The organism is Streptomyces angustmyceticus, assembly GCF_019933235.1.
GTDB classification, from domain to species: domain Bacteria; phylum Actinomycetota; class Actinomycetes; order Streptomycetales; family Streptomycetaceae; genus Streptomyces; species Streptomyces angustmyceticus.
Window position 1 is genome coordinate 4,168,534 of sequence record NZ_CP082945.1, and the last position, 22,082, is coordinate 4,190,615.

A 22,082-nucleotide genomic window follows, 5' to 3' on the forward strand; every position below is an offset into this window, starting at 1 on the left:
CGGCCCTCCGGCCCCGGTTCGTCCGGGGCCGGAGGCGTGCGCGGCGGTTTCCCTTCCCGGGCCGCCGCCCGCGGACACGGCGATCGCCCGGCGGGTGGGTCCGCCGGGCGATCGCCGGACGGCTCCGGTCGTGGCCCGCAGCCGTGTGGGGGAGGTCAGGCGCCGGTCAGTGCAGGAAGCCTCCGAGGATGCGCTGGATGTTGTTGTTGCTGCCCGCCGAGGCGCCGGTGGCGGAGTTCGCGCTGTTGGTCGACCCGTTGGTGTTGTGGATGTTGCCGCTGTTGTTCGGATTCCCGTGGTTCAGGAAGTTGCCGCTGTTGAGGCTGTTGCCACTGTGGACCGGGCCGTTGATGCACGGGTGCGGCGACTTGACCACCGGGGACTTGTAGTTGAAGTCGGCGAGCCGGTTGTTGCAGACCACCCCGGAGACCATGCCCGTCACCGTGCCGAGGTCGGCGCCCACCGCGGCCGCGAGCAGCGACTCGCCCGGAATGCTCTGCGCACCGGCCACCCCGCCGCCGAACAGCACCAGCCCGCACGCCCCGAGGACACTTCCCGCCTTCACGATTCTTCTCACGTCGCTCCTCGCCGATTCGTCCTTCTGATGCCAGACGTATCGTGCTGCCGGTGGCGGCCCGCATCATCGTTCAACCCGCAGGAGCGAAACGCTTGTCGGCGATAATCATTCGGGTGGCCCAACCCTTCGCGGGGGTTCGCGGGGCGGCGCCGGCGCGTACGCGGGCACGCCGGCGGGCCGGGCGGAGGCCCTCTAGAGCACCAGGCGTTCCGGCATCGGCTGCTCCACACCGTCCAGCTCCAGCGTGCAGCGGGGCATGGACGGGACCAGGTGCGGCTGGCGCAGCAGGACGCGGAAGGGGTGGGCGGGCTCCTCGGGGAGCTCGCCGGTGAGCACGTTCATGCCGGGGCTGTGGTGCTTCTGGTACGCGACCACCTTGCCGTCGACCAGCAGCTCGATCTCCCCGGACCGTCCGGGCCCGACGTTCACCGTGATCGAGTGATCACCCTGGTCCAGGTGGAAGTGGTGGCTGTGTCCCATGGCGCACCTCCGGCGGTTCGGTCCGTACCCCCCAGCGTGCCACCCGGACCGCGCGCGGGCCTTTCGTACCGCCGGTGCGGGCCGTGCGAGCGACAATTGTGGTGGGCGCCGGAGCACGGAGCGCGGGCCGCCAGGGCCCGCCCGCGGGGCCGGGCGCCGGGCCGGCGGGAGACGACGATGAACGGCTCGGTCCGTGTGGGACATGTGGTCGGGGTGCCGCTGCGCGTGCACTGGAGCGTGCCGCTGCTGGTGGGCCTGTTCGCGTACGGGCTCGGCCACCAGGGCCTTCCCGTCTGGACGCCGGGCCGCTCGGACGGGGTCTACGCGCTCGCCGGTGTCGTCGGGGCGGCGCTGCTCATGGGCAGTCTGGTGCTGCACGAGACAGCCCATGCCAGGGCCGCGCTGCGCCGGCAGATCTCGGTCCAGGACGTGACGCTGTGGGCGCTGGGCGGCACCACCCGGATGGGGCGGCCGCAGTCCGCGGCGGCCGCCTTCGCCGTGGCCGTCAGCGGGCCGCTGACCAGCCTGGTCATCGGGGGTGTCGCGCTCGGGGCCGGGTTCGGGCTGCACGGGCTGTCCGGCTGGGCGGTGCCCGCCGTCGTCCTGGCGTGGCTGGGCTGGGCGAACCTGTTCCTGGGCGTGTTCAACCTGCTGCCCGCGGTGCCGCTGGACGGCGGGCGGGTGCTGCAGGCGGCGCTGTGGTGGCGCACCGGGGACCGCGACCGGGCAGATCTGGCGGCGTCCCGGGGCGGCCAGATCATGGGGCTGCTGCTGGTGGCCGCCGGCTGGATCTCGGTGCTCCGCGGGGCACCGGGCGGGCTGTGGATCGTCTTCATCGGCCTCTTCGTCCTGATCGTCGCCGGGGCGGAGCGGCGCCGCGCCGCCGTGCACACCGCGCTGCGGGGCATCCGGGTCGCCGATGCCATGTCGAGCCCGGTGGTGACCGGCGCCGACTGGCTGACCGTCGGCCGTTTCATCGACGAGGTGGCCGTGCACGCCCACCACTCCGCGCTGCCGCTGCTGGACTTCGAGGGCCGCCCCAGCGGCATCGTGCAGCTCAGCCGGCTCGCGGCGGTGCCGGGGCCGAGCCGGGAGACGGTGCGGGTGCGCGAGGCGGCGCTCCCGCTGTCCCAGTGCGCGACGGCCGCTCCGGACGATCCGCTGAGCGAGGCCCTGGAGCGGATCAACCTGCGCACCGGCGCGCGGCTCCTCGTCGTGGACGCGGGACACCTGGTGGGGATCGTCACCGGGAAGGACATCGCCCGGCTGATGCGGCGCACCACCCTGAGCGGCGGGGGGACCGGCTGACCGGACCGCGCCGCCGGTGCCGGTGCCGCCGGCGGGCGCGCGGGGCCGGCCGGTGGCCACAATGGGGGTACGGCACGCCACGGGGGCACGGGGCGTGGCGGTAGCGGAGCACCGGAGCCGGGAGATGCCCTACCTCACCGTGACCGCCCTGAGCCACACCGGGCTGATCCGCGAGCACAACGAGGACAGCCTGGTGGTGGGCCCGTGGACGCTCTGCGGCACCGTGACCGAGAACCCGCAGACCCTGGTGTTCCCCCTCGGCAACCCGCTGGTCGTCGCGGTCGCCGACGGCATCGGCGGGCAGCCGGCCGGGGAGGTGGCCAGCGCGCTCGTCGTCCGGCACCTGGCCGCGCTCGGCCCGTCGCTGGAGACCGACGAGGCGGTCCAGGACGTCGTCGAGCTGTGCAACCGCGCGGTGTACGCGGCCGCCGAGCGGGACCCGGAGCTGACCACCATGGGCACCACCGTCGCCGGCGCGGTCGTGCGGGAGAAGTCCGTGGTGGTGTTCAACGTCGGTGACAGCCGGGTGTTCGCGAGCGCCGGGGAGGAGCTGCGCCAGGTGAGCGTGGACGACAGTCCGCCGCTGCCGCCGGGGCGGCGCACCACCTCCGTCGTCACCCAGGCGCTGGGCGGCGCACCGGAGTTCAGCGCCGTCACCCCGCACCTCACCACCGCGCCGCTCACGGTGGGCGACCGCTATCTGGTGTGCACCGACGGGCTGACCGACCCCGTCCCCGAGGACGAGGTCGGCGAGCTGCTGCGGCGCCACAGCGGCGGCCGGGCGGCCTTCGAGCTGTGGAAGTCCGCCATCGAGGCGGGCGGCCCCGACAACATCACGCTGGCCCTGCTCACCATCGGGGAGTGACCGACCGGGGAGCGATCCGCTCGCCCCCGGGGCGCCACCGTGCGGCGGCACCGGCCGGCGGGCCCTCGGGAGAACCCCACCACGGTGCTACCGGCAGCCGGATGGGCACCGGGGAGCCGCTCGACAACCCTTGCCCCATGACGACTCACCCGCCCCGCGCCCTGGCGCTCACGCTCTCCGCCGCGGCCGTCGCCGCCACCCTGGCCGCCCTCGCCCCGGCGGCCCGCGCCCAGACGTCGGGCACGGCGGTGCCCGCCCTCACCTGGGGGCCGTGCGCCCCTCCCGCCCTTCCGGGACAGGAGTGCGCGAAGCTGCCCGTACCGGTCGACTACCGCGACCCGCGGGGCCCGCGGCTCACCCTCGCCGTGTCCCGGGTGCGCAGCGACCGGCCCGCGGCGCGGCGGGGCACGCTGCTGATGATCCCCGGCGGGCCGGGCGGGGCCGGGGTGCCGCGGCTGACGGCGAAGCGGGCGGCGCTGGGCAGGGAGCTGGCCGGCGCCTACGACCTCGTCACCTTCGACCCGCGGGGCACCGGCGGCAGTTCGACGGCGGGCTGCGGGCTCGACGCGGCCGACCGGCACCTGGTGGCCCTGCGGTCGTGGCCCGCGCCGGACGGCGGCATCACGGAGAACGCCGCCAGGGCCCGGCGGATCGCCGACGCCTGTGCCCGGCAGGGCGGTGCCGTGCTGCGCGGCATGTCCAGCGCGAACGAGGCGCGCGACATCGACCGCCTCCGCCGGGCCCTGGGCGAGGAGAAGCTGTCGGCCTGGGCGACCTCGTACGGGGCCTACGTCGGGGCGGTGTACGCGCAGAAGTACCCGCGGCACACCGACCGCTGGGTGCTGGACAGCTCCGGCGACCCCGATCCGTCCCGGGTGGAGCGGGGCTGGCTGGCGAACCTGGCGGTGGGCGCCGACGACCGGTTCCCCGACTTCGCGGCCTGGGCCGCCGACCCGGCCCGGAAGGACGAGGGGCTGCGGCTGGCCGAACGCCCCGGGGACGTAAGGCCGTTGGTCCTCGCGCTGGCGGCGGAGCTGGACCGGGCGCCGAAGCGGTCCACCACCCAGGGCGTCCCGCTGACCGGCAATCTGCTGCGCCAGGCCCTGCAGGACACCCTGCAGAGCGACGCCTCCTTCCCCGGATTCGCCCGGCTGGTCCGGCAGGCCCGGGACCCGCACGCGACGCCGGTGCTGCCCGCCGCCCTCGCCGGGCCCCTGCCCGACGAGAGCGCCGCGGCCGTGCTGCTCCCCCTCTGCAACGACGTGCGCTGGCCGGCGTCGGTCCCCGCCCACCGGCGCGCGGTGGCCGCCGACCGCGCCCGGCACCCGCTCACGGCCGGGATGCCGGCGAACATCACGCCCTGTTCCTTCTGGAAGGAGGCGCCGGCGGAGCGGCCCACGCGGATCACCGACCGGGGCCCGTCCAACATCCTGATGCTCCAGAACCGCCGGGACCCGAACACCCCGTACGCCGGCGCCCTGAAGATGCGGCGGGCCCTGGGCGGCCGGGCCCGCCTGGTCACCCTGGAGCACGGCGGCCACGGCGCCTACCTCGCCAACGGCACCGCCTGCGGCGACCGGGCGGTCACCGCCTTCCTGACGACGGGCCACCGCCCGGGGCGGGACGTGCGCTGCGCCGGCTGACCCGGCGCCGGTGAACCGGCCCGCGCGGCACGGGCGGACGGGCGACATGTCCGGCCGCGTGCGCCGTGCGGGCCGCTCCCGCGTCTAGGTTGGCCGGATGAGCGCGGCAGGGGTCACCGTCCGGGGCGAGGTGCTCCTGGGCACGCTGGGCTCCGTGCTGCTGGGCGTCGGCGGATGGGGGGCGGGGGCGCTGCCGCACGGCGTGCCGGACGGTCTGTGGGGACGGCCCGGCGAGGTGCTGCGGTGCGCGGGCGTCGCCGTGTCGTACGCCGGTCTGGTGCTGCTGATCGCCGCGTGGTGGCGGCTGGGCACCCGCGTCGCGGACGGCACGGCGGGCGGGGGGCGGCCGCTGCGCACGGCGGTGTGGTGCTGGGTGCTGCCGCTGCTGCCGGGCCCGTTGCTGGGCAGCAGCGACGCCTACAGCTACCTCGCCCAGGGCGCGCTGGCGGACCGCGGGCGCGATGTGTACGCGCTGGGCCCGGCGGCGCTGGGCGGCCCGCTCGCGGCGAACGTGCCCGGGATGTGGCACGACGCCCCCGCCCCGTACGGACCGCTGTCCGTCGCCGTGGCGCGGGCCGTGGTGGCTCTCACCGGGGAACAGCACGTGGTGGCCGCGGCCCTGGGCCTGCGGCTGGTGGCGGCGGCCGGGCTGGCGCTGACGGTGTGGGCCCTGCGGCGGCTGGCGGCCGCGTCGGGCTCCGACGAGGCCGGGGCGCTGTGGGCCGGGGCGCTCAGCCCGCTGGTGCTGCTGCACCTGGTCGGCGGGGCGCACAACGAGGCCCTGATGCTCGGGCTGCTGACGGCCGGTCTGCTCGCGTTCCGGCGGGGGCGCTGGGCCGTGGGCACCGTCGTGCTGACCGCGGCGGTGCTGGTGAAGGCGCCCGCCGTGGTGGGCCTGCTGTGCGCGGCGGCGGTGTCCGTGGCGGGGCGGGACGGCGCCGGGCGGCGGGCGCGGCGGGCGGCCGGGATCGCCGCGCTGGCCGCCGCCGCGCTGGTGGCGGGGGTGTTCCTCTGCGGCCAGGGCTGGGGGTGGCTGTGGACCCTGCGCACACCCGCCGCGGTGCACACCCTGCTGTCCCTGAGCACGGACGCGGGCCATGTGCTGGGGTGGCTCGCGCGGGGACTGGGGTGGGGCACGGCGGCCGGGGCGATGACGGCGGCGCGGCTGGCGGGGCTGCTGGTGGGGCTGGGAGCGGTGGGTTACTGGGTGCGGCGCGCCCCGCGCGCCGGCGCCGAGCGGGCGACGGGGACGGCGCTGCTGGTGCTGGTCGCGGCCGCGCCGGTGGCGCAGCCCTGGTACGCGCTGTGGGCGCTGGTGCCGCTGGCGGCGGTGTCCTGGCGGCGGCTGGCGGGGGGCGGCGCCAAGGCGGCGGTGGCGGCGCTGACGCTGGTGGTGATGCCGTCGGGGCAGGGGCCCACCTGGGCGACCGGGCTGGCGGCCGCCGCCGGGGGAGCGGTGGCGCTGGCGGTGGTGCTGCGGTGGGCGCCTAGGGAGCGGCCGGGGCCGGTGCCGGCCGCCGTCGTCCCGCCCGCAGCAGCCAGAGCGCGCCGGTGAGCGCGCCGAGCGGGATCTCCAGCAGGTGCGTGAACGTGGCGAAGAGCAGCATGGCGGAGGCCACGGCGGCCGGGACGCCGCCGAGGGCGACCAGCGCGACGGCGGCGGCGCACTCGGTCACGCCGATGCCGCCGGGCGTCACCGCGATCTGGGTCAGCAGCCGGCTGGCCGCGAACACCGCCAGCGCCTCCCCCGTGCCGCTGCCGGCGCCCGCCGCCTGCAGACAGGCCAGGAACAGGGCGCCCTGCGCCGCCAGGGTGGCGGCCATGCCGCACACCAGCCGCACCCAGGAACGGCGGACCACGTCCCGGCTCTCGTCGCGCAGCCGCACCGCGAGCTGCCGGGCCCGCCGGGCGGCGTGCCGCAGCGGTCCGGCCGGGGCCGGCGGGCGACGGGTGCCGGGAGCCCGGCGGCGGTGGCGCAGGGCGGGCCACCCGGCCGCGAGCGCCACGGGCAGGGCGAGCACCACGCCGCCCGCGGCCGCCGCCCAGCCGATGCCGGGGACGGGGCTGCCCGCCAGCAGCAGCGCGCCCACCGCCGACAGCGCCAGCCGGGCGGCCACGTTGCACACCCCGGTGAGCGCGACGCACACGGTCACGGCCCGCGGCGGATGCCCCCAGCGGCGGGTCATGGCGTAGGTGACGGCGACGCCCGCACCGCCGCCGAGCGGCAGCAGATTGCTCACCGCGCTGCCCGTGCAGTTCACCAACAGCGCCTGACGAAGCGTCAGGCCGGGGAGGGCGGCGCTGAGGACGTAGGTGTAGCTCCACAGGGCGGCGCCGGCCAGCGCGCACAGCAGTGCCACCTGCGGGCCGCCGACGTGCCCGAGCTGGGCGCGGACGGCGGCCCAGTCGGTGCCGGCCGCCCGCGGCAGGGCCAGGGCCAGCAGGATCAGGCCGGCGGCGGAGGAGAGCAGGCCCAGCAGCCGCAGGGCGGACTTCGGCAGCCGCGCGGTGAGCGGTGTCATCGGCCGCGCGCCGCCGCCCCGGCGCCCGGCAGCGTGGCCAGCGGATCGCGCAGGACGGGCCCGGCGGGCAGCCCGCGCTGGATGTACCACTCGGTGCCCAGCACCTGGCGGAAGGCCGGTCCGGGCAGCCGGCCCAGGGCGGCCAGAGTGCGTTCGGAGTCGCCGCCGCGGGCCTGGCTGAGGTGCGCGGACATGCTGGCGCGCTTGGCCCGCCAGTGCCGTCTGACCGGCACCCGGTGGGTGATCTCGGCGCGTGCGCCGTACGCCTGCCGGAAGGAGTCCCGGTCGAAGTGCGGCGGGAAGCGGTGGATCCAGGAGGCGGCGCGCAGCCCGCGCAGCAGGAGGGTGCGGTCGACGGTGGCCTCCAGCACCACCGGGGTGCCCGCCAGGCGCGCGGCGCGGTAGCCGACCCGGTGGACCTGGACGTGATCGGGGTGCCCGTAGCCGCCCGCCGGGTCGTAGACGGTCAGCAGGTCGGCGCGCTCCTCGGTGAGCAGGGCCGCCAGGCGCGCGGCCGCCTCGTCGACGTCCGCCGCGGCGAACGGCTCGGCGCCGGCGCGGGCGGGGGCCGGGGCGGGCCCGTGCCCGGAGTCGGCGTAGCCGAGGAAGGCGACCCGGGAGCAGCCCAGGATCCGGGCGGAGGCGTGCGCCTCGGCGCGGCGCACCGCGCCCAGGCCGCGCTCCCGCAGGTCCTCGGGGGCCAGGCCGCGCTCGCCCGCCGTGGCCAGCACGAGCACCACACGGTGTCCCTGACCGGCCAGGCGCGCCATGGTCCCGGCGGTCAGCAGCGCCTCGTCGTCCGGATGCGCGTGAAAGAACAAGCACGTATGTCTCACGAACCATGCTTTACCACCCCATACTGGGGAACTTCACGCCCCATGTCGGAAGTGCAGCCATGATCCTTCACATTTCAGACTGCTTCGCTCCGCGGACGGGAGGTATCGAGATCCAGGTCGCCGCCCTGGCCGCCGCGCAGCACCGGGCGGGCCAGGCCGCCGAGGTCGTCACCGCGACGCCCGCCGCCCCGGGGGCGCCGGCGGCCGGATGGCCCTACCCCGTGCACAGGATCAGTGCGCGGCTGCCCGGGCACCTGCCCGTTCACCCCAGGGCGGGACACGCCATCGACCGGTTGTTGACGGAGCGTCACCCACGGGTGGTGCACGTCCACCTGGGCGCGGCCTCCCCGTTCGCCTGGGCCGCGCTGGCCTGCGCCCGGCGGCGGGGCATCCCCGCCGTGGCCACCGTCCACAGCATGTGGGACCCGGTGGTGCGCGCCCTGTACCGGCTGCTGAGCCGGACCGGGCACGGCCCCACCGCTCCGGTGGCCGTGACGACCGTGAGCACCTCGGCCGCCCGGCTGATCCGGCAGGCCCTGCCGGACGTCCGCCCGCGCGTCATCCCCAACGGCATCGACGCCGCGTGGTGGCGCGGCACCCAGGGCGCGGCCGAGCGCCAGGACGGCCGGGTGCACATCGTCGCCGTCGGGCGGCTCGTCCCGCGCAAGGAACCCATGGAACTGCTGGCGGCGCTGCACTCCGCCCATGCCCGGATGTCCCGCCGGGGCACCGCGCTGCGCGCCACGTTCGCCGGCGCCGGGCCGAGCCTGCGCCCGATACAGCGCTATCTGCGCCGCCACGGGATGGACAGCTGGATCCGCCTCGCGGGCCGGCTGCAGCCCGGGGAGGTGCGGGAACTGCTGGCCGGCGCCGACCTGTTCGTCAACCCCTGCCGGCGGGAGTCCTTCGGGATCGCCGCCCTGGAGGCGCGCACCAGCGGACTGCCGGTCCTCGCCCGCGCGCACACCGGCGTCGCCGACTTCGTCCGGCACAACCGCGAGGGCGCGCTGTGCGGCCACTCGGCCTTCGCCCTGGCCGACGAGGTGCTCTGGCTGGCCCGCACCCCCGGGGCCCGGCGCAGCCTGGCCGCACACAACTGGGAGACCGAGCCGGTGCACTGCACCTGGCCCGTGGTCACCGAAGCGTTCGCGCACGCCTACGACGACGTCACCCGCTGACGCCCCGTCATCCCGCAGACATCCGGCGGCCTCCCGGAAGCGTGGCCACCGCACCGGCCCGGAAGGTTCTCATGCACCGCCTCCTCGACCGCGCGCACCGCGCCCTCTTCGCCGCGCTCTCCCTCATCGGCCTCCGCGGCCAGGGACGGGTCCTGCACTGGTACTTCGACTGGTGGCACCGGCGGCCCGACCCGTGGGGGCTGGCCGTGGACGACTACGAGCAGTTCAAGTACGCGACGACCCTGCGGCTGCTGCCCCATCGCCCCTACCGGCGGATCCTGGACGTCGGCTGCAGCGAGGGCGCCTTCACCCACCGCCTCGCGGCCGCGTTCCCGCAGGCCGAGATCACCGGGGTGGACATCTCCGAGCGCGCGCTCGCCCGCGCCCGCACCCCCGTGCAGGGGCGCGCCGCCGCGCCCCGGTTCACCCGGCTCAACATCCTCACCGCGCCGCCCGAGGAGCGGTTCGACCTCGTCTTCTGCGCCGAACTGCTCTACTACCTGGGCCGGCCCCCGCACCTGCGGCGGGCCTGCGCCCATCTGACCCGGGCCGTGGCGCCCGGCGGGCTGCTGGTCCTGGTCCACCCCTGGCCGGAGTCCCGCCGGTTCTGCGCGTACTTCGAGACCGTGGCCGGGCTGCACCGCGTGATCGAGCACGTGGAACCGGACTCCTTCCGCCCGTTCGCCGTCACCGTCTACGAACGGCCCGCCGCGCCCCGGCCCGGACTTCCCCGGGACGTCCGCGCCACCGCGGACCCGGGCCGCGGAGCGTGAGGCCCGCGCCGCGCGCCCCGGCCGCCGGCCCGCCGCCCGCCGCACCGCCGGGGACGCGGCCGGGCCGGCGGCGCGTCGAGGAGGCGCGCCGCCTGGCGGCCCGCCGGCCGGGCACGGTGCTGCTCGTCGCCGCCGCGGCGATGCTGCTGCTCACCTGGATCCCGGCCTGCCTGCGGCCGGGCATGGTGGACCTGCGGGTCTACCGGAGCGCGGCCCCGCACCTCCTCGGCGGCGACCTCTACGCCTTCCGCCTGAACCTGCCGGGCACCGACCTCTTCCCGCTGCCGTTCACCTACCCGCCCTTCGCCGCGCTGCTGTTCCTCCCGCTCTCCCGGGTGCCGTGGCCGCCGGTGAGCGCCGCCTGGACCGCGGCCTCGATCGCGGCACTGTGCGTCCTGGTCCACTGCTGCCTGCGGATGGCCGACCCGGACGCGGCCGCCGCCCGGCACCGCCGGCGCGTCCTGCTGTGGAGCGCCGCCCTGCTGTGGACCGAGCCGGTCGCCGGCACCCTCGCGCTGGGGCAGATCAACCTGCTGCTGGCGGCGGGCGTCGCGTACGCGGTCGGGCGGCGCCCGGCGGCCGCCGCCGGGCTCGGGGTCGGCCTCGCCGCCGGCGTGAAGCTGGTCCCGGCCGTCACCGGCGTCTACTTCCTGGCGCAGCGGCGCTGGGCGGCGGCGTGCTGGACGGCCGCCGCGGGCGCCGCCACCGTCGCGGCCGGCTGGTGGGCGGCGCCCGGGGCCGCGGCCGACTTCTGGCTGCACGCGGTCGGCGACGCGGCCCGGGTCGGGCCGGTCGGCTCGGTGCTCAACCAGTCGCTGCGCGGGGCGCTGTCGCGCACCCTCGGCCACGACACCGGATGGTCGGCCGCGTGGTGGGCCTGCGCCGTCCCGGCCGTGCTGCTGGCGCTGGCGGCCGTGGTGCGCGCGGTCCGCCGCGCCGATCCGCTCGGCGCCCTGCTCGCCGTGCAGCTCCTCGGCCTCCTGGTCAGCCCCATCTCCTGGTTCCACCACTGGGTCTGGGCCGTCGCCGCCGTGCTGTGGCTGGCCCACGCCCCGCACCGCACCCGGGGCCGGACCGCGGCACTGACCGCCTGGGGCCTCGCCCTGGGCGGGCACCTCGTCCACTGGCTGGGGATGGCCCAGCCGGACATCTGGCAGTTCGGCCGCCCCTGGTACCTCGCCGCGCTCGGCTGGGGCTACCCCGCCTGCGCCGCGCTCACCCTCGTCACCCTGCTGCGGCCCGCGGCGGGCGAGTGCGCGGGGAACGGCCCGGGGAGCGCCTCGGGGAGCGCCTCGGGCGGGCCCGAGGGCAGGAGCCGCCGGGGGCGCCGGGGCCGCCGGAGGCCGGAGCGGGTGCCGGCGGCCGGCACCGGGCCGCGCCCGGATGGTGCCACCTAGATGGCACCTGTCGCCATCGTGGCGTCACTTAACGCCTTGGTGGCGCCACAAAGGCTTGCGGTGGCGCCATGATGGTGCCACTATGGCGGACATGGACCTCACGCCGTACGTCGACACCCTCCGGAACGAACTCGCCATCGCCGCCGACGCGGGCGGCCAGGACGCCCGCGCCCTGGCCGAACGGCTCACCGCGCCCCTGGAATCGGCCGCCCGGCTGACCCTGCTCAACGCCCTGTCCTCCGCCATGGCCGAGGTCACCCGCGAGCTGGCGCCGGGCTCGGTCGACGTCCGGCTGCGCGGGCTCGACCCCGAGTTCGTGGTGACCCCGTCGCCGGCCCCGGAGCCGTTCGGGGAGGCCGGGCCGCCCGAGAGCACGCCGGCCGGCCCGGCGGCACCGGCGCCCGCCGCCCCGGTGGACGGCGACGAGGGCGGCACCGCCCGCATCAACTTCCGCCTGCCCGCCCCGCTCAAGGCCCGGGTCGAGGACGCCGCGGGCCAGGAGGGCCTGTCGGTCAACGCCTGGCTGGTACGGGCCGTCGCCGGCGCCCTGGAACCGGGGGAGAGCCCCCGCCCCGCCGGCCGCAGCCGCCACGGGGGCCGGCAGGGCTACACCGGCTGGGTCCGCTAGGGCCCCGCCCGGCCACCGAGGCCCGCCCCCGTCGACAGGGGCCGGCCCCGGCCGTCAGGGGGCCGACCCCGGCCGCGCGCCCGGCGCACCGCACTCCACCACTCTTCACCTCCCCCGCCCCACCGGCGGGGAGGCACTCCACAGTCACGAGGACGGGACAGCCATGCCTTCTTTTGAGACCCCCGAACCGATCACCGTCACCCTCGAATTCGACCTCGGCACCGCCCGGATCACCGCGGGCAAGCGCACCGACACGGTCGTCGAGGTGCGCCCGGCCGACGCCACCGCGGACGCCGACGTACGGGCCGCCCAGCAGACCAAGGTCACCTGCTCCGGCGGCCGGCTGGTCGTCAAGGGCCCCAAGAAGCGCTCGATCTTCGGCAAGTGCGGCTCGCTCGACATCACCATCGAGCTGCCGGCCGGCTCGGACGTCCAGGGCACCTCGCCCATGGCGGACTTCACCTGCGCGGGCCTCCTCGGCGAGTGCCGGCTCAAGACCTCGCTCGGCGACCTCCAGGTCGACGAGGCCGAGACCGTGAACCTGCGGACCGACTACGGCGACATCCGGCTGGGCCGGGCGGCCGGGGACGCCGAACTCGTCGCCGCCGGCCGGATCGAGGCCGGTGAGATCGCGGGAGCCGCCGTGGTCAAGAACGGCAACGGCGCGACCACGATCGGCGAGGTCACCGGCGCGCTGCGGGCGAGCGCGTCCAACGGCCTGATCTCCGTCGGCGTCGCCCGAGCCGGGGTCGACGCCAAGTCCGCCAACGGCCCCATCCGGATCGGCGAGGCGGCGCGCGGCCGGGTCGTGCTACGGGCCGCGGCCGGCGACCTGGAGGTCGGCATCCCCGGGTCCACCGCCGCCTGGCTCGACGTGGCCACCGGTGTCGGCAGCGTACGCAACTCCCTCGGCCCGTCCGACGGTCCCGGTGACGCCGCCGAGACCGTCGAGGTGCGCGCCCACACCAGCCTCGGCGACATCGTGATCCACCGCGCCTGACCACGGGCCGCCGGCCGCTCCCGGCCGGCCACCGCCCCTCTTCGAGAGAGGAAGTGTCATGACCATGATCAACACCCCGGCCCGTCCCCGCCCCGCGGCCGTCACCGCGGAGGGGTTAACCAAGTCCTACGGCGACAAGGCCGTGCTCGACGGCATCGACCTGCACATCCCCCAGGGCACGGTCTTCGCCCTGCTCGGGCCCAACGGCGCGGGCAAGACCACCACCGTCCAGATCCTCTCCACCCTGATCCCCGCGAGCGCCGGACGGGTCCGGGTCGCGGGCCACGACCTGGTCCGCGAGGCCGGCGCGGTGCGCGCCGCCATCGGCGTCACCGGCCAGTTCTCCGCGGTGGACAACCTGCTCGACGCCCGGGAGAACCTGCTCCTGATGGCGGACCTGCACCACCTCGACCGCCGCGAGGGCCGCCGGCGCGCGAGCGAACTCCTCGCCCGCTTCGAGCTGACCGAGGCCGCCGCCCGGCCCGTCGCCACCTTCTCCGGCGGGATGCGGCGCAAGCTCGACCTCGCGATGACGCTGGTCGGCCGCCCGCGCCTGATCTTCCTCGACGAGCCGACCACCGGCCTCGACCCGCGCAGCCGGCGCACCATGTGGGAGATCATCCGCGGCCTGGTCGCCGACGACGGCGTCACCGTCTTCCTGACGACGCAGTACCTGGAGGAGGCCGACCAACTCGCCGACCGCATCGCCCTCCTGGACCACGGCACGCTCGTCGCCGAGGGCACCGCGGACGAGCTGAAGCGGCAGATCCCCGGCGGCCACCTCCGCCTCCGGCTCCCCGGCCCGCCCGAACTCGCCGCGGCCGCCGCCCTCTTCCCCTCCGCCGCCCGCGACGACGACGCGCTCACCCTCGACATCCCCGGCGACGGCGGCATCCCGGCGCTGCGCGCCGTCCTCGACACCCTCGACCGCGCCTCGGTCCGGGCCGAGGCGCTCACCGTGCACACCCCCGGCCTCGACGAGGTCTTCCTCACCCTGACGGGCCGGTCTCCGCAGGCCGGCGCCACGGTCGATTCCTCCCGGGAGAACGCCCGATGAGCACCCACGCCCACGCCCTGCGCGACTCGATGACGATGCTGCGCCGCAACCTCACCCGCGCCCGGCGCTACCCGTCCCTGACGCTCCAGGTCGTCGCCATGCCGATCGTGATGCTGCTGCTCTTCGTCTTCGTCTTCGGCGGCGCCCTCGGCAACGGCATCGGCCTGCCGGGCGCGGCGACCGACCGCGGCGCCTACGTCGACTACGTCACCCCGGGCATCATCCTGATGGCCGTGACCTCCGGCGCCATCTCGACGGCCGTGTCCGTCTCCCTCGACATGACCGAGGGCATCATCAACCGCTTCCGCACCATGGCGATCTCCCGGGCCTCCGTGCTGACGGGCCATGTGGTCGGCAGCGTCATCCAGACCATGGTCAGCCTGGTCCTGGTCGTCGCCGTCGCGCTGGCGGTGGGCTTCCGGCCGCACGCCACCCCCGCCGGGTGGCTCGCCGCCCTCGGCCTCCTCACCCTGCTCGCCTTCGCCCTCACCTGGCTGGCGGCCGCGATGGGCATGGTGGCCAGGACCGTCGAGTCCGCGAGCAACGCCCCCATGCCGCTCACCTTCCTGCCCTTCCTCGGCAGCGCCGTCGTCACCCCCGACTCCATGCCGGCCGGACTGCGGTGGTTCGCCGAGTACCAGCCCTTCACCCCCGTCAACGAGACGCTGCGCGGCCTCCTGCTGGGCACCGGGACCGGCAACAACGGCCCCATCGCCGTGGCATGGGGCGTCGGCCTCTCCCTGGCGGGCTACCTGTGGGCACGGTCCGCCTTCCGGCGCGGCGGCACGCGCTGACCCTCCCGCCCCGCACCTCCCGCCCCGCACCCACGCCTCGCACTCCGCACTCCGTACCGGAGGGACACCCATGCATCCCGAACCGCTCACCCCTGCCCGCGCCCCCGTCGCCGGCCCCGGCCCCGGCCCCGTCACGCTCCCGACGGCCCGTGCCGAGGGCTGCCCCTTCGACCCGCCCGCCGGCCTGGCCCGGCTGCGCGCCGGACGGCCGCTCGCCCGGATGCGCTACCCCGACGGGCACCTCGGCTGGCTGGCCACCGGCTACTCCGTGGTCCGCGCGATACACGCCGACCCCCGCTTCAGCTCCCGCTACGAGCTGCTGCACAACCCGTTCGAGGGCGGCCCCACCGGCCCGCTGCCACCGGCTCCGGTCGGTGACCTCACCGGGCTCGACGCACCCGAGCACACCCGCTACCGACGGCTGCTCATGGCCAAGTTCACCGTCCGCCGGATGCGCGCGCTCACCGCCCGTTTCACGGAGATCACCGACGCGCACCTCGACGCCATGGAGCGCCGGGGACCGGCGCTGGACCTGGTGGAGGCGTACGCCAAGCCCCTCCCGGCGCTGATGATCTGCGAACTCCTCGGTGTCCCGCACGCCGGCCAGGAGGACTTCCAGCGTCATACGGCGACGCTGATGACCCGCGGCTCCACCCGGGAGGAGGTGGTCGCCGCCATGACCGCGCTGCAGGACACCCTGGCCGCGCTGGTGACGGCCAAGCGCGCCGCCCCCACCGACGACCTGCTCGGCGACCTGACGACCACCGACCTCACCGACGACGAACTCGCGGGCATCGGGAGCTTCCTGCTCGCCGCCGGCCTCGACACCACCGCCAACATGCTCGCCCTCGGCACCTTCGCGCTGCTGTCCCACCCCGGCCAACTGGCCGCCCTGCGCGCCGATCCGGCCCTGGCCGCCCCGGCGGTCGAGGAGCTGCTGCGCTACCTGACCATCGCCCACACCGGGGCGCGGACCGCGCTGGAGGACGTCGAGGTGGCCGGCCACCTCATCAGGGCGGGTGAGACCGTGACCCTCTCCCTGGAGGCCGCCGACCGCGACCCGGCACGGTTCCCCGACCCCGACACCCTCGATCTGCGCCGCCGGGCCACCGGGCACCTGGCGTTCGGCCACGGCATCCACCAGTGCCTGGGCCAGCAGTTGGCCCGCGTCGAGCTGCAGGTCGCCCTCCCCGCGCTGGTCACCCGCTTCCCGACGCTGCGCCTGGCGGTCCCGCCCGAGGACGTGCCGCTGCGCGAGGGCATGAACATCAACGGGGTGCACCGGCTCCCCGTCACCTGGGACGAGACGTAGCCGGCACGAGGAGCGCGGCCACCCGGCGGCCGCGGACGCCACGGGGGCGGCCGCGACCGCCGCCACGAGCGCGGACGCGGCCACCGACCGCCCACGGAGGAACCCGTTCGCACTCCAGTACGTCTTCCCGCGTACGTGTGGATGTCGAAGGTCCCTGGAGGAACCCGGTGGAGCACAGGATGTTGGGCCGGCGCTACGAGCTGGTGGAGCGGCTCGGGAACGGCGGGATGGGCACGGTGTACCGGGCGGTCGACCACCGGTTGCGCCGTACCGTCGCCGTGAAGACCCTCTCCGCCGAGCTGGCGCTGCAGCCCGAGTTCCTCACCCGCTTCCAGCGGGAGGCGCACGCCGCCGCCGCGCTCAACCACCCCAAGGTGGCCACCGTGCACGACGTGGGCGAGGACGCCGAGGGCGGCGCGGCCGAGCCGTACCTGGTCATGGAGTACGTCGAGGGCCGCAGCCTCGGCCACGTCCTCCAGGACGGCGCGCTGCCGGTGGCGCAGGCGGTCGGCATCGCGGGCCAGGTGCTGGAGGCCCTGGAGCACAGCCACGGGCACGCCATCGTGCACCGCGACATCAAGCCCGCCAACGTCATGCTCACCGGCACGGGCCAGGTCAAGGTCGTCGACTTCGGCATCGCCAAGGCGCTCACCGAGGCGGCCACCCGGCTGACCGGCACGGGCGTGGCGGTCGGCACCCCCGCCTATCTGGCCCCGGAGCAGATCAACGGCGCCGCGACCGACCACCGCACGGACCTCTACGCCGTGGGCTGCCTGCTCTACGAGCTGCTGACGGGCCGTCCCCCGTACACCGGCGACTCCCCGTTCTCCGTCATGCACCAGCACCTGGCCGCGGAGCCGGTGCCCCCCTCGCAGCTCCGCCCGGAGCTGCCGCCCGCCGTCGACGCGGTGATCGTCCGCGCGCTGCGCAAGGACCGGGAGGACCGCTTCACCCGGGCGTCCGAGATGCACCGGGCGCTCGACGAGGCGTCCCGCGCCCCCGCCGCACCGGCGCCCCTCGTCCGGACCCCGACGACCGTCGACCCGGCGCCGGCCCGTCACGCCGCGCCGGGACCGGGCGGCACGTCCCCCGCGCCGGGCGGCTCCTCCGTGCCGGGCGGTTCCCCTGCGGCCCCGGCCGCCGGCCGCGCCGCGGCCCCGCCCGCCCGCCGGAGACCGGCGCGGGTGGTCTTCCGCCCGACGGCCGAGGGCGCGGTCGCCCTGCTCGGCTGCTTCCTGTCGCTGGTGATCTCCCGGACCGACATGATCGAGACCGGCCAGTTCACCCGGGTCGCGCTGCTCGCCGCCGTGGCCGGCGCGGTGCTCCTGCTGTGGTCGGCGCGGCTCGCCTGCGCGGTGGCCTGGGGACCGGTGGCGGAGGCCGTCGCCACCTGGTCCGAGCTGGCCCGCGCCAACGTCGGCTGGGAGACGCGCTACGTCGTCATCGCCCTGGTCCTGGGCATCGTCGCCGCCCTCTGCCTGACCGCCGGACTCCGCGACGAGGAAACCGGCGGCTTCGCCCTGGTGGCGTTCTGGTTCACCGCCCTGGCCTCGGTCTGGTTCTTCCTCGACGACCTCCGCAAGATCGGCGTGTTCTACGTCCTGCTCCTCGCCGTCCCGCTCGCCGTCGGCGCCCAGGTGCTCAAGTCCCGCACCCGCCCGCGCCATCCGCTCCCGGCGCCGGCCCCGTCAGACCGGGCGCAGCCCACCGCGGGGCGCACACCCGGCACCGCGTGAGCCGGACCCACCGGGGCCCGTGACCCCGCGTCGGGACGGGCCGCGAGCGGCTCTCACTCGACGCAGACGAGCCCCAGCAGGCACACATGCGACGGCGAGGTCGGCTGGGCGGCCGGCGCCGTCGGGGTGCTCGGCGCGGGCGAGGCGGCCGGCGCGCTGTCCGACGGTGCCGTGAGGCCCGAGCCGTGGCTCGTGTGCCCGCCGGAAGCGGGGGCGGACGCCGTCGGCGTGGCCGCGTCGGTGTGGCCGACGTGCGTCGTCCCGGACGAGCCGGGCGTGCTGCTGTGCCGCGTCGTGCCCGAGGACACCTGCTGCCGCGCGGGGGCGTCGTGGTGCGGCTGCTGCCGGGGCGCCGGTGTGGCGGCGGGCGGCGTGGCCGCGGCGCTGTCCGGCCGGTGGTCCGTCGTGTGCGGACGCGCCGGGGAATGCCCGGGCGCCTCGGCATCCGGCTGCTCCGACGAGGAGGCGGCCGTCTCCGTACGGGGCGTGCCCACGCTCCCCGGCTCCGGCGACGAGGCCGCCTGCGCATGGCCGGCCGACGGCTTGTTCTGCAGCAGCGAGACGGTCAGACCGCCGCCCACCAGGGCGAAGGCGGTAGCGGCCGCGGCCCGCCGCCGGTGCTTCTTCCACCGCGCCAGCTGCCGGCGCCTCGCCGCCCGGCCCTGCCCGGTACCGGCGGCGACCCCGGCGGCACCGTCGGACGGCCCGTCGTCCCCGGCATCGGCCCGCGCCGCACCGTCCGGCTCCGGCGCACCGCTCCCGAACGCCCCGGCCTCGAACGCCGAGGCCCCGAACGCCCCGGTGCCGAAGGCGGTGGCCCCGGCCGGCGACGCGGCGGCATGCTGCCCCGCACCCCGCGAGAACCCCGCGGTGTCCTCCTCCGCGCGCTGTGCCTCCCACTTCTCGGCAGCGGACATCGCCCGCTCGCGGCGGTGGGAGGGCGGTGCTATGTCGGGCGCGTAGTCCCCGCATCCGGGGCACACGAGGGCCCCGTTGAGACTGCGGCGGCACGAGGTGCAGTAGTCCATCTGCGATCTTTCTGTGCTGACTGCGCCGCCAAGGACGCCGGCGACCTGATCAAGTTCGCACGCGGGATCGAGCGGGCTGTAACGCTAACGGCACCCCCGTCAGGCAAAGCGAAGACCGTGTGACGCTTCCGTGCAGATCCCTCACCAACGGACCCCACCGTTCCGGACATACCCCGAGGAATCCGGTGATGGGCCGCGTCGACGACGCCGACAACGCGACATGCCCTGGCCCCCGGAGCGGAAGCGCCGGGGCCCAGGGCGGCCCTGCCGGTACAGGAGGGGGCCGGCGGGGTGTCACAGCGGACCGGGGTGGTCCTTGGTGCGTGGTGTCTCAGACGGTGAGGCCGCCGGAGAAGCCCGTGCTGCCGGAGACCGGGCCCAGGTGGGCGTTCAGGCCGCCCGCGACCGAGCCGCTCGCGGAGGGCAGGGCGGGCAGGCCGGGCAGGCCGGGCAGCGCGGAGGTCGCACCGTTCGTGAGGTTCTCGGTGCCGAGAATTCCGCCGGAGATGTTCTCCAGGTCGCTGTCGGCGATCTCGCGGGTCTCGTTCTGGGGCATGGCGTCCTTACGCATGGCAGGCCCTTCTCTTTCGTTTTGTGCGGTGATCGTGAGCCATATCGAGCGACCCGGCGCCGAGCTGATGCAACCGGTTCGACGGTCGTCCGACATCCGGAAGCGAAGGAGCAACTCCCGCCTGGTTGGCGGAGATGCAACTTCCGAATGACGCGGATCAAACCACGGTCCACCGCCGCTCGGCCACCCCGATCCGTCCGAAATTTCTGCAGACGTTTCGGTATCGCGGCATGTCGGCGAGCCGGATTTTCGACCGGATGGTGACAACTCCTTCACGGACTTTTCCAAGGCCGGGTCTTGCGACGGAAGACGCTGTGGTCGAGCAGGGGACATAACAACCCCTGACGCGGGCGTGCGCACCGCGACTTGTGTGCACCGGACGTGCGTGTGTGCCCTTTCTGTGTGGAGAATGCGCAGAGTTGCCCGGCCGCCGTGCCGTGGGAATGTGTCGCCGAATTTCGGTTTCACGCGCTGTGTCGTGGTCGGAGAGGCTCCCTTTGGGGTTGGGGTGTTCGCGGGGGTTTCGCCACCGGCGGGGTGCCGGGCTCCCGCCGGTCAGGGGCCTGCGGGAGCCCGGTGACCAGGGGCCGGAAGCGCGGTGGCCAGAGGTCTGCCGGAGCCCGGTGGCCCGAGAGCCCGAAAGTCCCCTCTTTCCGCAGGTCGAGGCGGTGGCGAAGGAATGCCTTCGGAGGGGGCGTCTCGGCTCTCTTGCCGAGCCCGGGTAACGCAATGACGCACTCATGGCGCAGAAGGGAATGCGGGTGTGCCCAGTGACCCGTAGGCGGCCGCCGACGTGATGCCTCTGGAGGAGGAAAGAAAAGCGCCCGGCCGTGTCCGCCTTGCCGTCATGGTCTCGTACGCGTCAGATTGGGAAGCCGTGAATAACATCGAACCCCTGCCGGGAAACCAGCCCTTCGACTACTACGCCCCGAGCGACCCCTACCGCTCCGAACGTCATCGGGACGGATCCGCCGCACGGCGTTCGGCCTTGATCATTCACACGATCGCCGATATCGCCGCCGTGTTCCTCGGCCTGTGGATCTTGCTCTACCTTCTCGAAGCGAACCGGGCCAATGTCTTCGTCGGTTTTGTGCAGGGCGTGGCGGACTTTCTGGCCTGGTGGTCGCAGGACATCTTCACCATGGACGCCGAAGGATTTCGGGTCTTCCTCAATTACGGCCTGCCCGCCGTGATCTACCTGCTGGTCGGACACGGCATCGCCGCCCGGCTGCGGCGCCTTTGAACGGTGCGAGGGGCGGTTCCCCGGGCGGACGACGCCGGCGCACCGTGCGGCCGGAGGCTGCCGCCCCGCCCCTGCTCGGCTACTCCGCCCGGTCCACCCGCACACTGCCGTTCTGACTCGTCAGCTCGATCTTGCGGTCGCTGCCCGTGCTGTTCGGCACCGACGAATGCGCCTGCCCGTTCGTCGCCTTCGTCGCCACCCGGTACGCGTCGTCGCCCTTCGGCAGCGTCACGTTCACGTTCCCGTTGGCGGCCGACGCGGTGACCGTCCGCGGTGCCGCCCCGAACGTGGCGTTCACGCGCCCGTTGGACGTGGTCGCGGAGAACTCCTTCGACGTGATGCCCGTCGCCGACGCGTTGCCGCCCGACACCGTCATCGCCAGTTTCCCGGACACGTCGGACACCGCTGCCGAGGCGTCCTCGACGCGGAGGTCCAGCGGCTGTGCGAGGCCCTGTGCGCTGACCGGGCCCGCGGTGCTCTCCAGCGCCACGGCCGCGCCCTTCGGCACGAACACCGTGTAACTCCCCTCGCAGGAAAGGGAGATGCCGCGGCAATCGGTCCGCAGGGTCAGGGTGGAGCGGTCCAGGGACCACGTGGAGTTGCCCGGGTCCCCGGCCTTCCCCTTCAGCGTCCGCTCCACGCGCACCGTGCCGTCGGCGGCGCCGGCCTTCAGCCGCACCGACGCATTGGTCGCCCTGATGGAGAGCTTCTCGCCCGCGTAGGAGAAGTCCCGCTTTTCGCTTCGGCTTTCCTCGTCGGCCGTCGTGCCGCACGAACTCACCGCAAGAGATACGGCCAACGCTCCCAGCGCGGCAGGAATCACACGTGCACGATGGAACATCGTTCCCCCCTCGGCCGACGGTGACCTGCCCCGCCCCTTATGGCATGGCATACCGTCATGTCCTCGTGGCGGCCCGGCCTTCCGGACCGCGCACCGGCCGATTCACTTTATGCGCACTGGTACCTGATTTCCCCGCTGTGACCGAAAAGCGGTGCCTGGTCGCCACATTCGGGACTTTCTGTCCCTTGCCCATGGCGAGGGAACCTCCCGGGCAACCCTCGTGACACCCGCTGCGTCCCGGCGGAATCGCCTCGCCCCATGACGCTGTCTGCCGCCCCGCCGCCCCTCGCCGT

21 protein-coding genes are annotated in these 22,082 nt (G+C 75.4%); 14 read left to right on the top strand and 7 right to left on the bottom strand.

What is annotated here, in order from left to right:
• Positions 1–166: 166 nt before the first annotated feature.
• Together K7396_RS18710 and K7396_RS18715 are read right to left on the bottom strand one after the other, a co-directional pair.
• A complete protein-coding gene (locus tag K7396_RS18710) occupies positions 167–565 on the bottom strand; it encodes a hypothetical protein (protein ID WP_086721670.1) in 399 nt (132 codons plus the stop codon).
• Between the two features lie 204 nt (positions 566–769).
• The gene (locus tag K7396_RS18715; protein WP_086721669.1) at positions 770–1,057 is read right to left on the bottom strand and encodes a hypothetical protein; all 288 of its coding nucleotides are present in this window, start codon (positions 1,055–1,057) and stop codon (positions 770–772) included.
• 177 nt (positions 1,058–1,234) lie between these two features.
• On the opposite strand from K7396_RS18715, the gene K7396_RS18720 reads away from it, so the two are divergent.
• From K7396_RS18720 to mptB, 4 genes are all read left to right on the top strand, one after another.
• Positions 1,235–2,365 (top strand): site-2 protease family protein, encoded by a 1,131-nt coding sequence (locus K7396_RS18720; protein WP_086721668.1) that lies wholly within the window; start codon positions 1,235–1,237, stop codon positions 2,363–2,365.
• A 124-nt stretch (positions 2,366–2,489) separates the two neighbouring features.
• The gene (locus K7396_RS18725; RefSeq protein WP_086721667.1) at positions 2,490–3,230 is read left to right on the top strand and encodes a PP2C family protein-serine/threonine phosphatase; all 741 of its coding nucleotides are present in this window, start codon (positions 2,490–2,492) and stop codon (positions 3,228–3,230) included.
• Between the two features lie 137 nt (positions 3,231–3,367).
• Positions 3,368–4,873 carry an alpha/beta hydrolase gene (locus tag K7396_RS18730; protein WP_086721666.1) on the top strand — a complete coding sequence of 502 codons (1,506 nt, stop codon included), beginning with the start codon at positions 3,368–3,370 and terminating at the stop codon, positions 4,871–4,873.
• A gap of 97 nt (positions 4,874–4,970) precedes the next feature.
• Positions 4,971–6,428, top strand: a complete 1,458-nt coding sequence (mptB, locus tag K7396_RS18735; RefSeq protein WP_152104788.1) for a polyprenol phosphomannose-dependent alpha 1,6 mannosyltransferase MptB — start codon at positions 4,971–4,973, stop codon at positions 6,426–6,428.
• Here the strand turns inward: mptB and K7396_RS18740 are convergent.
• Together K7396_RS18740 and K7396_RS18745 are read right to left on the bottom strand one after the other, a co-directional pair.
• A complete protein-coding gene (locus tag K7396_RS18740) occupies positions 6,361–7,395 on the bottom strand; it encodes a lysylphosphatidylglycerol synthase transmembrane domain-containing protein (protein WP_086720347.1) in 1,035 nt (344 codons plus the stop codon). The genes mptB and K7396_RS18740 overlap by 68 nt on opposite strands.
• Positions 7,392–8,216: a PIG-L deacetylase family protein gene (locus tag K7396_RS18745; RefSeq protein WP_086720346.1), complete on the bottom strand. Its 825-nt coding sequence runs from the start codon at positions 8,214–8,216 to the stop codon at positions 7,392–7,394. Before K7396_RS18745 ends, K7396_RS18740 begins: the two co-directional genes overlap by 4 nt.
• A gap of 74 nt (positions 8,217–8,290) precedes the next feature.
• On the opposite strand from K7396_RS18745, the gene K7396_RS18750 reads away from it, so the two are divergent.
• The 9 genes from K7396_RS18750 (at position 8,291) to K7396_RS18790 (ending at position 18,106) form a co-directional block, all read left to right on the top strand.
• On the top strand, positions 8,291–9,409 hold the full coding sequence (locus K7396_RS18750; protein WP_086720345.1) for a glycosyltransferase family 4 protein: 1,119 nt from the start codon (positions 8,291–8,293) through the stop codon (positions 9,407–9,409).
• Between the two features lie 71 nt (positions 9,410–9,480).
• A complete protein-coding gene (locus K7396_RS18755; protein WP_143589203.1) occupies positions 9,481–10,182 on the top strand; it encodes a class I SAM-dependent methyltransferase in 702 nt (233 codons plus the stop codon).
• Positions 10,179–11,579, top strand: a complete 1,401-nt coding sequence (locus K7396_RS18760; RefSeq protein ID WP_086720343.1) for a glycosyltransferase 87 family protein — start codon at positions 10,179–10,181, stop codon at positions 11,577–11,579. The genes K7396_RS18755 and K7396_RS18760 overlap by 4 nt, the downstream gene beginning before the upstream one ends.
• A 91-nt stretch (positions 11,580–11,670) precedes the next feature.
• Positions 11,671–12,207: a hypothetical protein gene (locus tag K7396_RS18765; RefSeq protein ID WP_086720349.1), complete on the top strand. Its 537-nt coding sequence runs from the start codon at positions 11,671–11,673 to the stop codon at positions 12,205–12,207.
• A 163-nt stretch (positions 12,208–12,370) separates the two neighbouring features.
• Complete coding sequence (locus tag K7396_RS18770; RefSeq protein WP_086720342.1) at positions 12,371–13,207, top strand: DUF4097 family beta strand repeat-containing protein; 837 nt, start codon at positions 12,371–12,373, stop codon at positions 13,205–13,207.
• A 58-nt stretch (positions 13,208–13,265) separates the two neighbouring features.
• Entirely contained in the window at positions 13,266–14,264 is a 999-nt protein-coding gene (locus K7396_RS18775) for an ATP-binding cassette domain-containing protein (RefSeq protein WP_152104789.1), read from the top strand.
• Complete coding sequence (locus K7396_RS18780) at positions 14,261–15,058, top strand: ABC transporter permease (RefSeq protein ID WP_152104790.1); 798 nt, start codon at positions 14,261–14,263, stop codon at positions 15,056–15,058. Before K7396_RS18775 ends, K7396_RS18780 begins: the two co-directional genes overlap by 4 nt.
• A gap of 70 nt (positions 15,059–15,128) precedes the next feature.
• Positions 15,129–16,370, top strand: a complete 1,242-nt coding sequence (locus tag K7396_RS18785; protein ID WP_152104791.1) for a cytochrome P450 — start codon at positions 15,129–15,131, stop codon at positions 16,368–16,370.
• A 179-nt stretch (positions 16,371–16,549) separates the two neighbouring features.
• A complete protein-coding gene (locus tag K7396_RS18790) occupies positions 16,550–18,106 on the top strand; it encodes a protein kinase domain-containing protein (RefSeq protein WP_086721031.1) in 1,557 nt (518 codons plus the stop codon).
• 53 nt (positions 18,107–18,159) lie between these two features.
• On the opposite strand, the gene K7396_RS18795 is transcribed toward K7396_RS18790, so the two are convergent.
• A complete protein-coding gene (locus K7396_RS18795; RefSeq protein ID WP_143589236.1) occupies positions 18,160–19,134 on the bottom strand; it encodes an SCO2400 family protein in 975 nt (324 codons plus the stop codon).
• Positions 19,135–19,465: 331 nt separating this feature from the next.
• Positions 19,466–19,705: a hypothetical protein gene (locus K7396_RS18800; protein ID WP_086721029.1), complete on the bottom strand. Its 240-nt coding sequence runs from the start codon at positions 19,703–19,705 to the stop codon at positions 19,466–19,468.
• Positions 19,706–20,582: 877 nt separating this feature from the next.
• On the opposite strand from K7396_RS18800, the gene K7396_RS18805 reads away from it, so the two are divergent.
• Complete coding sequence (locus K7396_RS18805; protein ID WP_174886957.1) at positions 20,583–20,948, top strand: hypothetical protein; 366 nt, start codon at positions 20,583–20,585, stop codon at positions 20,946–20,948.
• A 79-nt stretch (positions 20,949–21,027) separates the two neighbouring features.
• Here K7396_RS18805 and K7396_RS18810 read toward each other — a convergent pair whose 3' ends face one another.
• Positions 21,028–21,771, bottom strand: coding sequence for a DUF4097 family beta strand repeat-containing protein (locus K7396_RS18810; protein ID WP_223660083.1), 744 nt, complete (start codon positions 21,769–21,771; stop codon positions 21,028–21,030).
• Between the last annotated feature and the right edge of the window lie 311 nt (positions 21,772–22,082).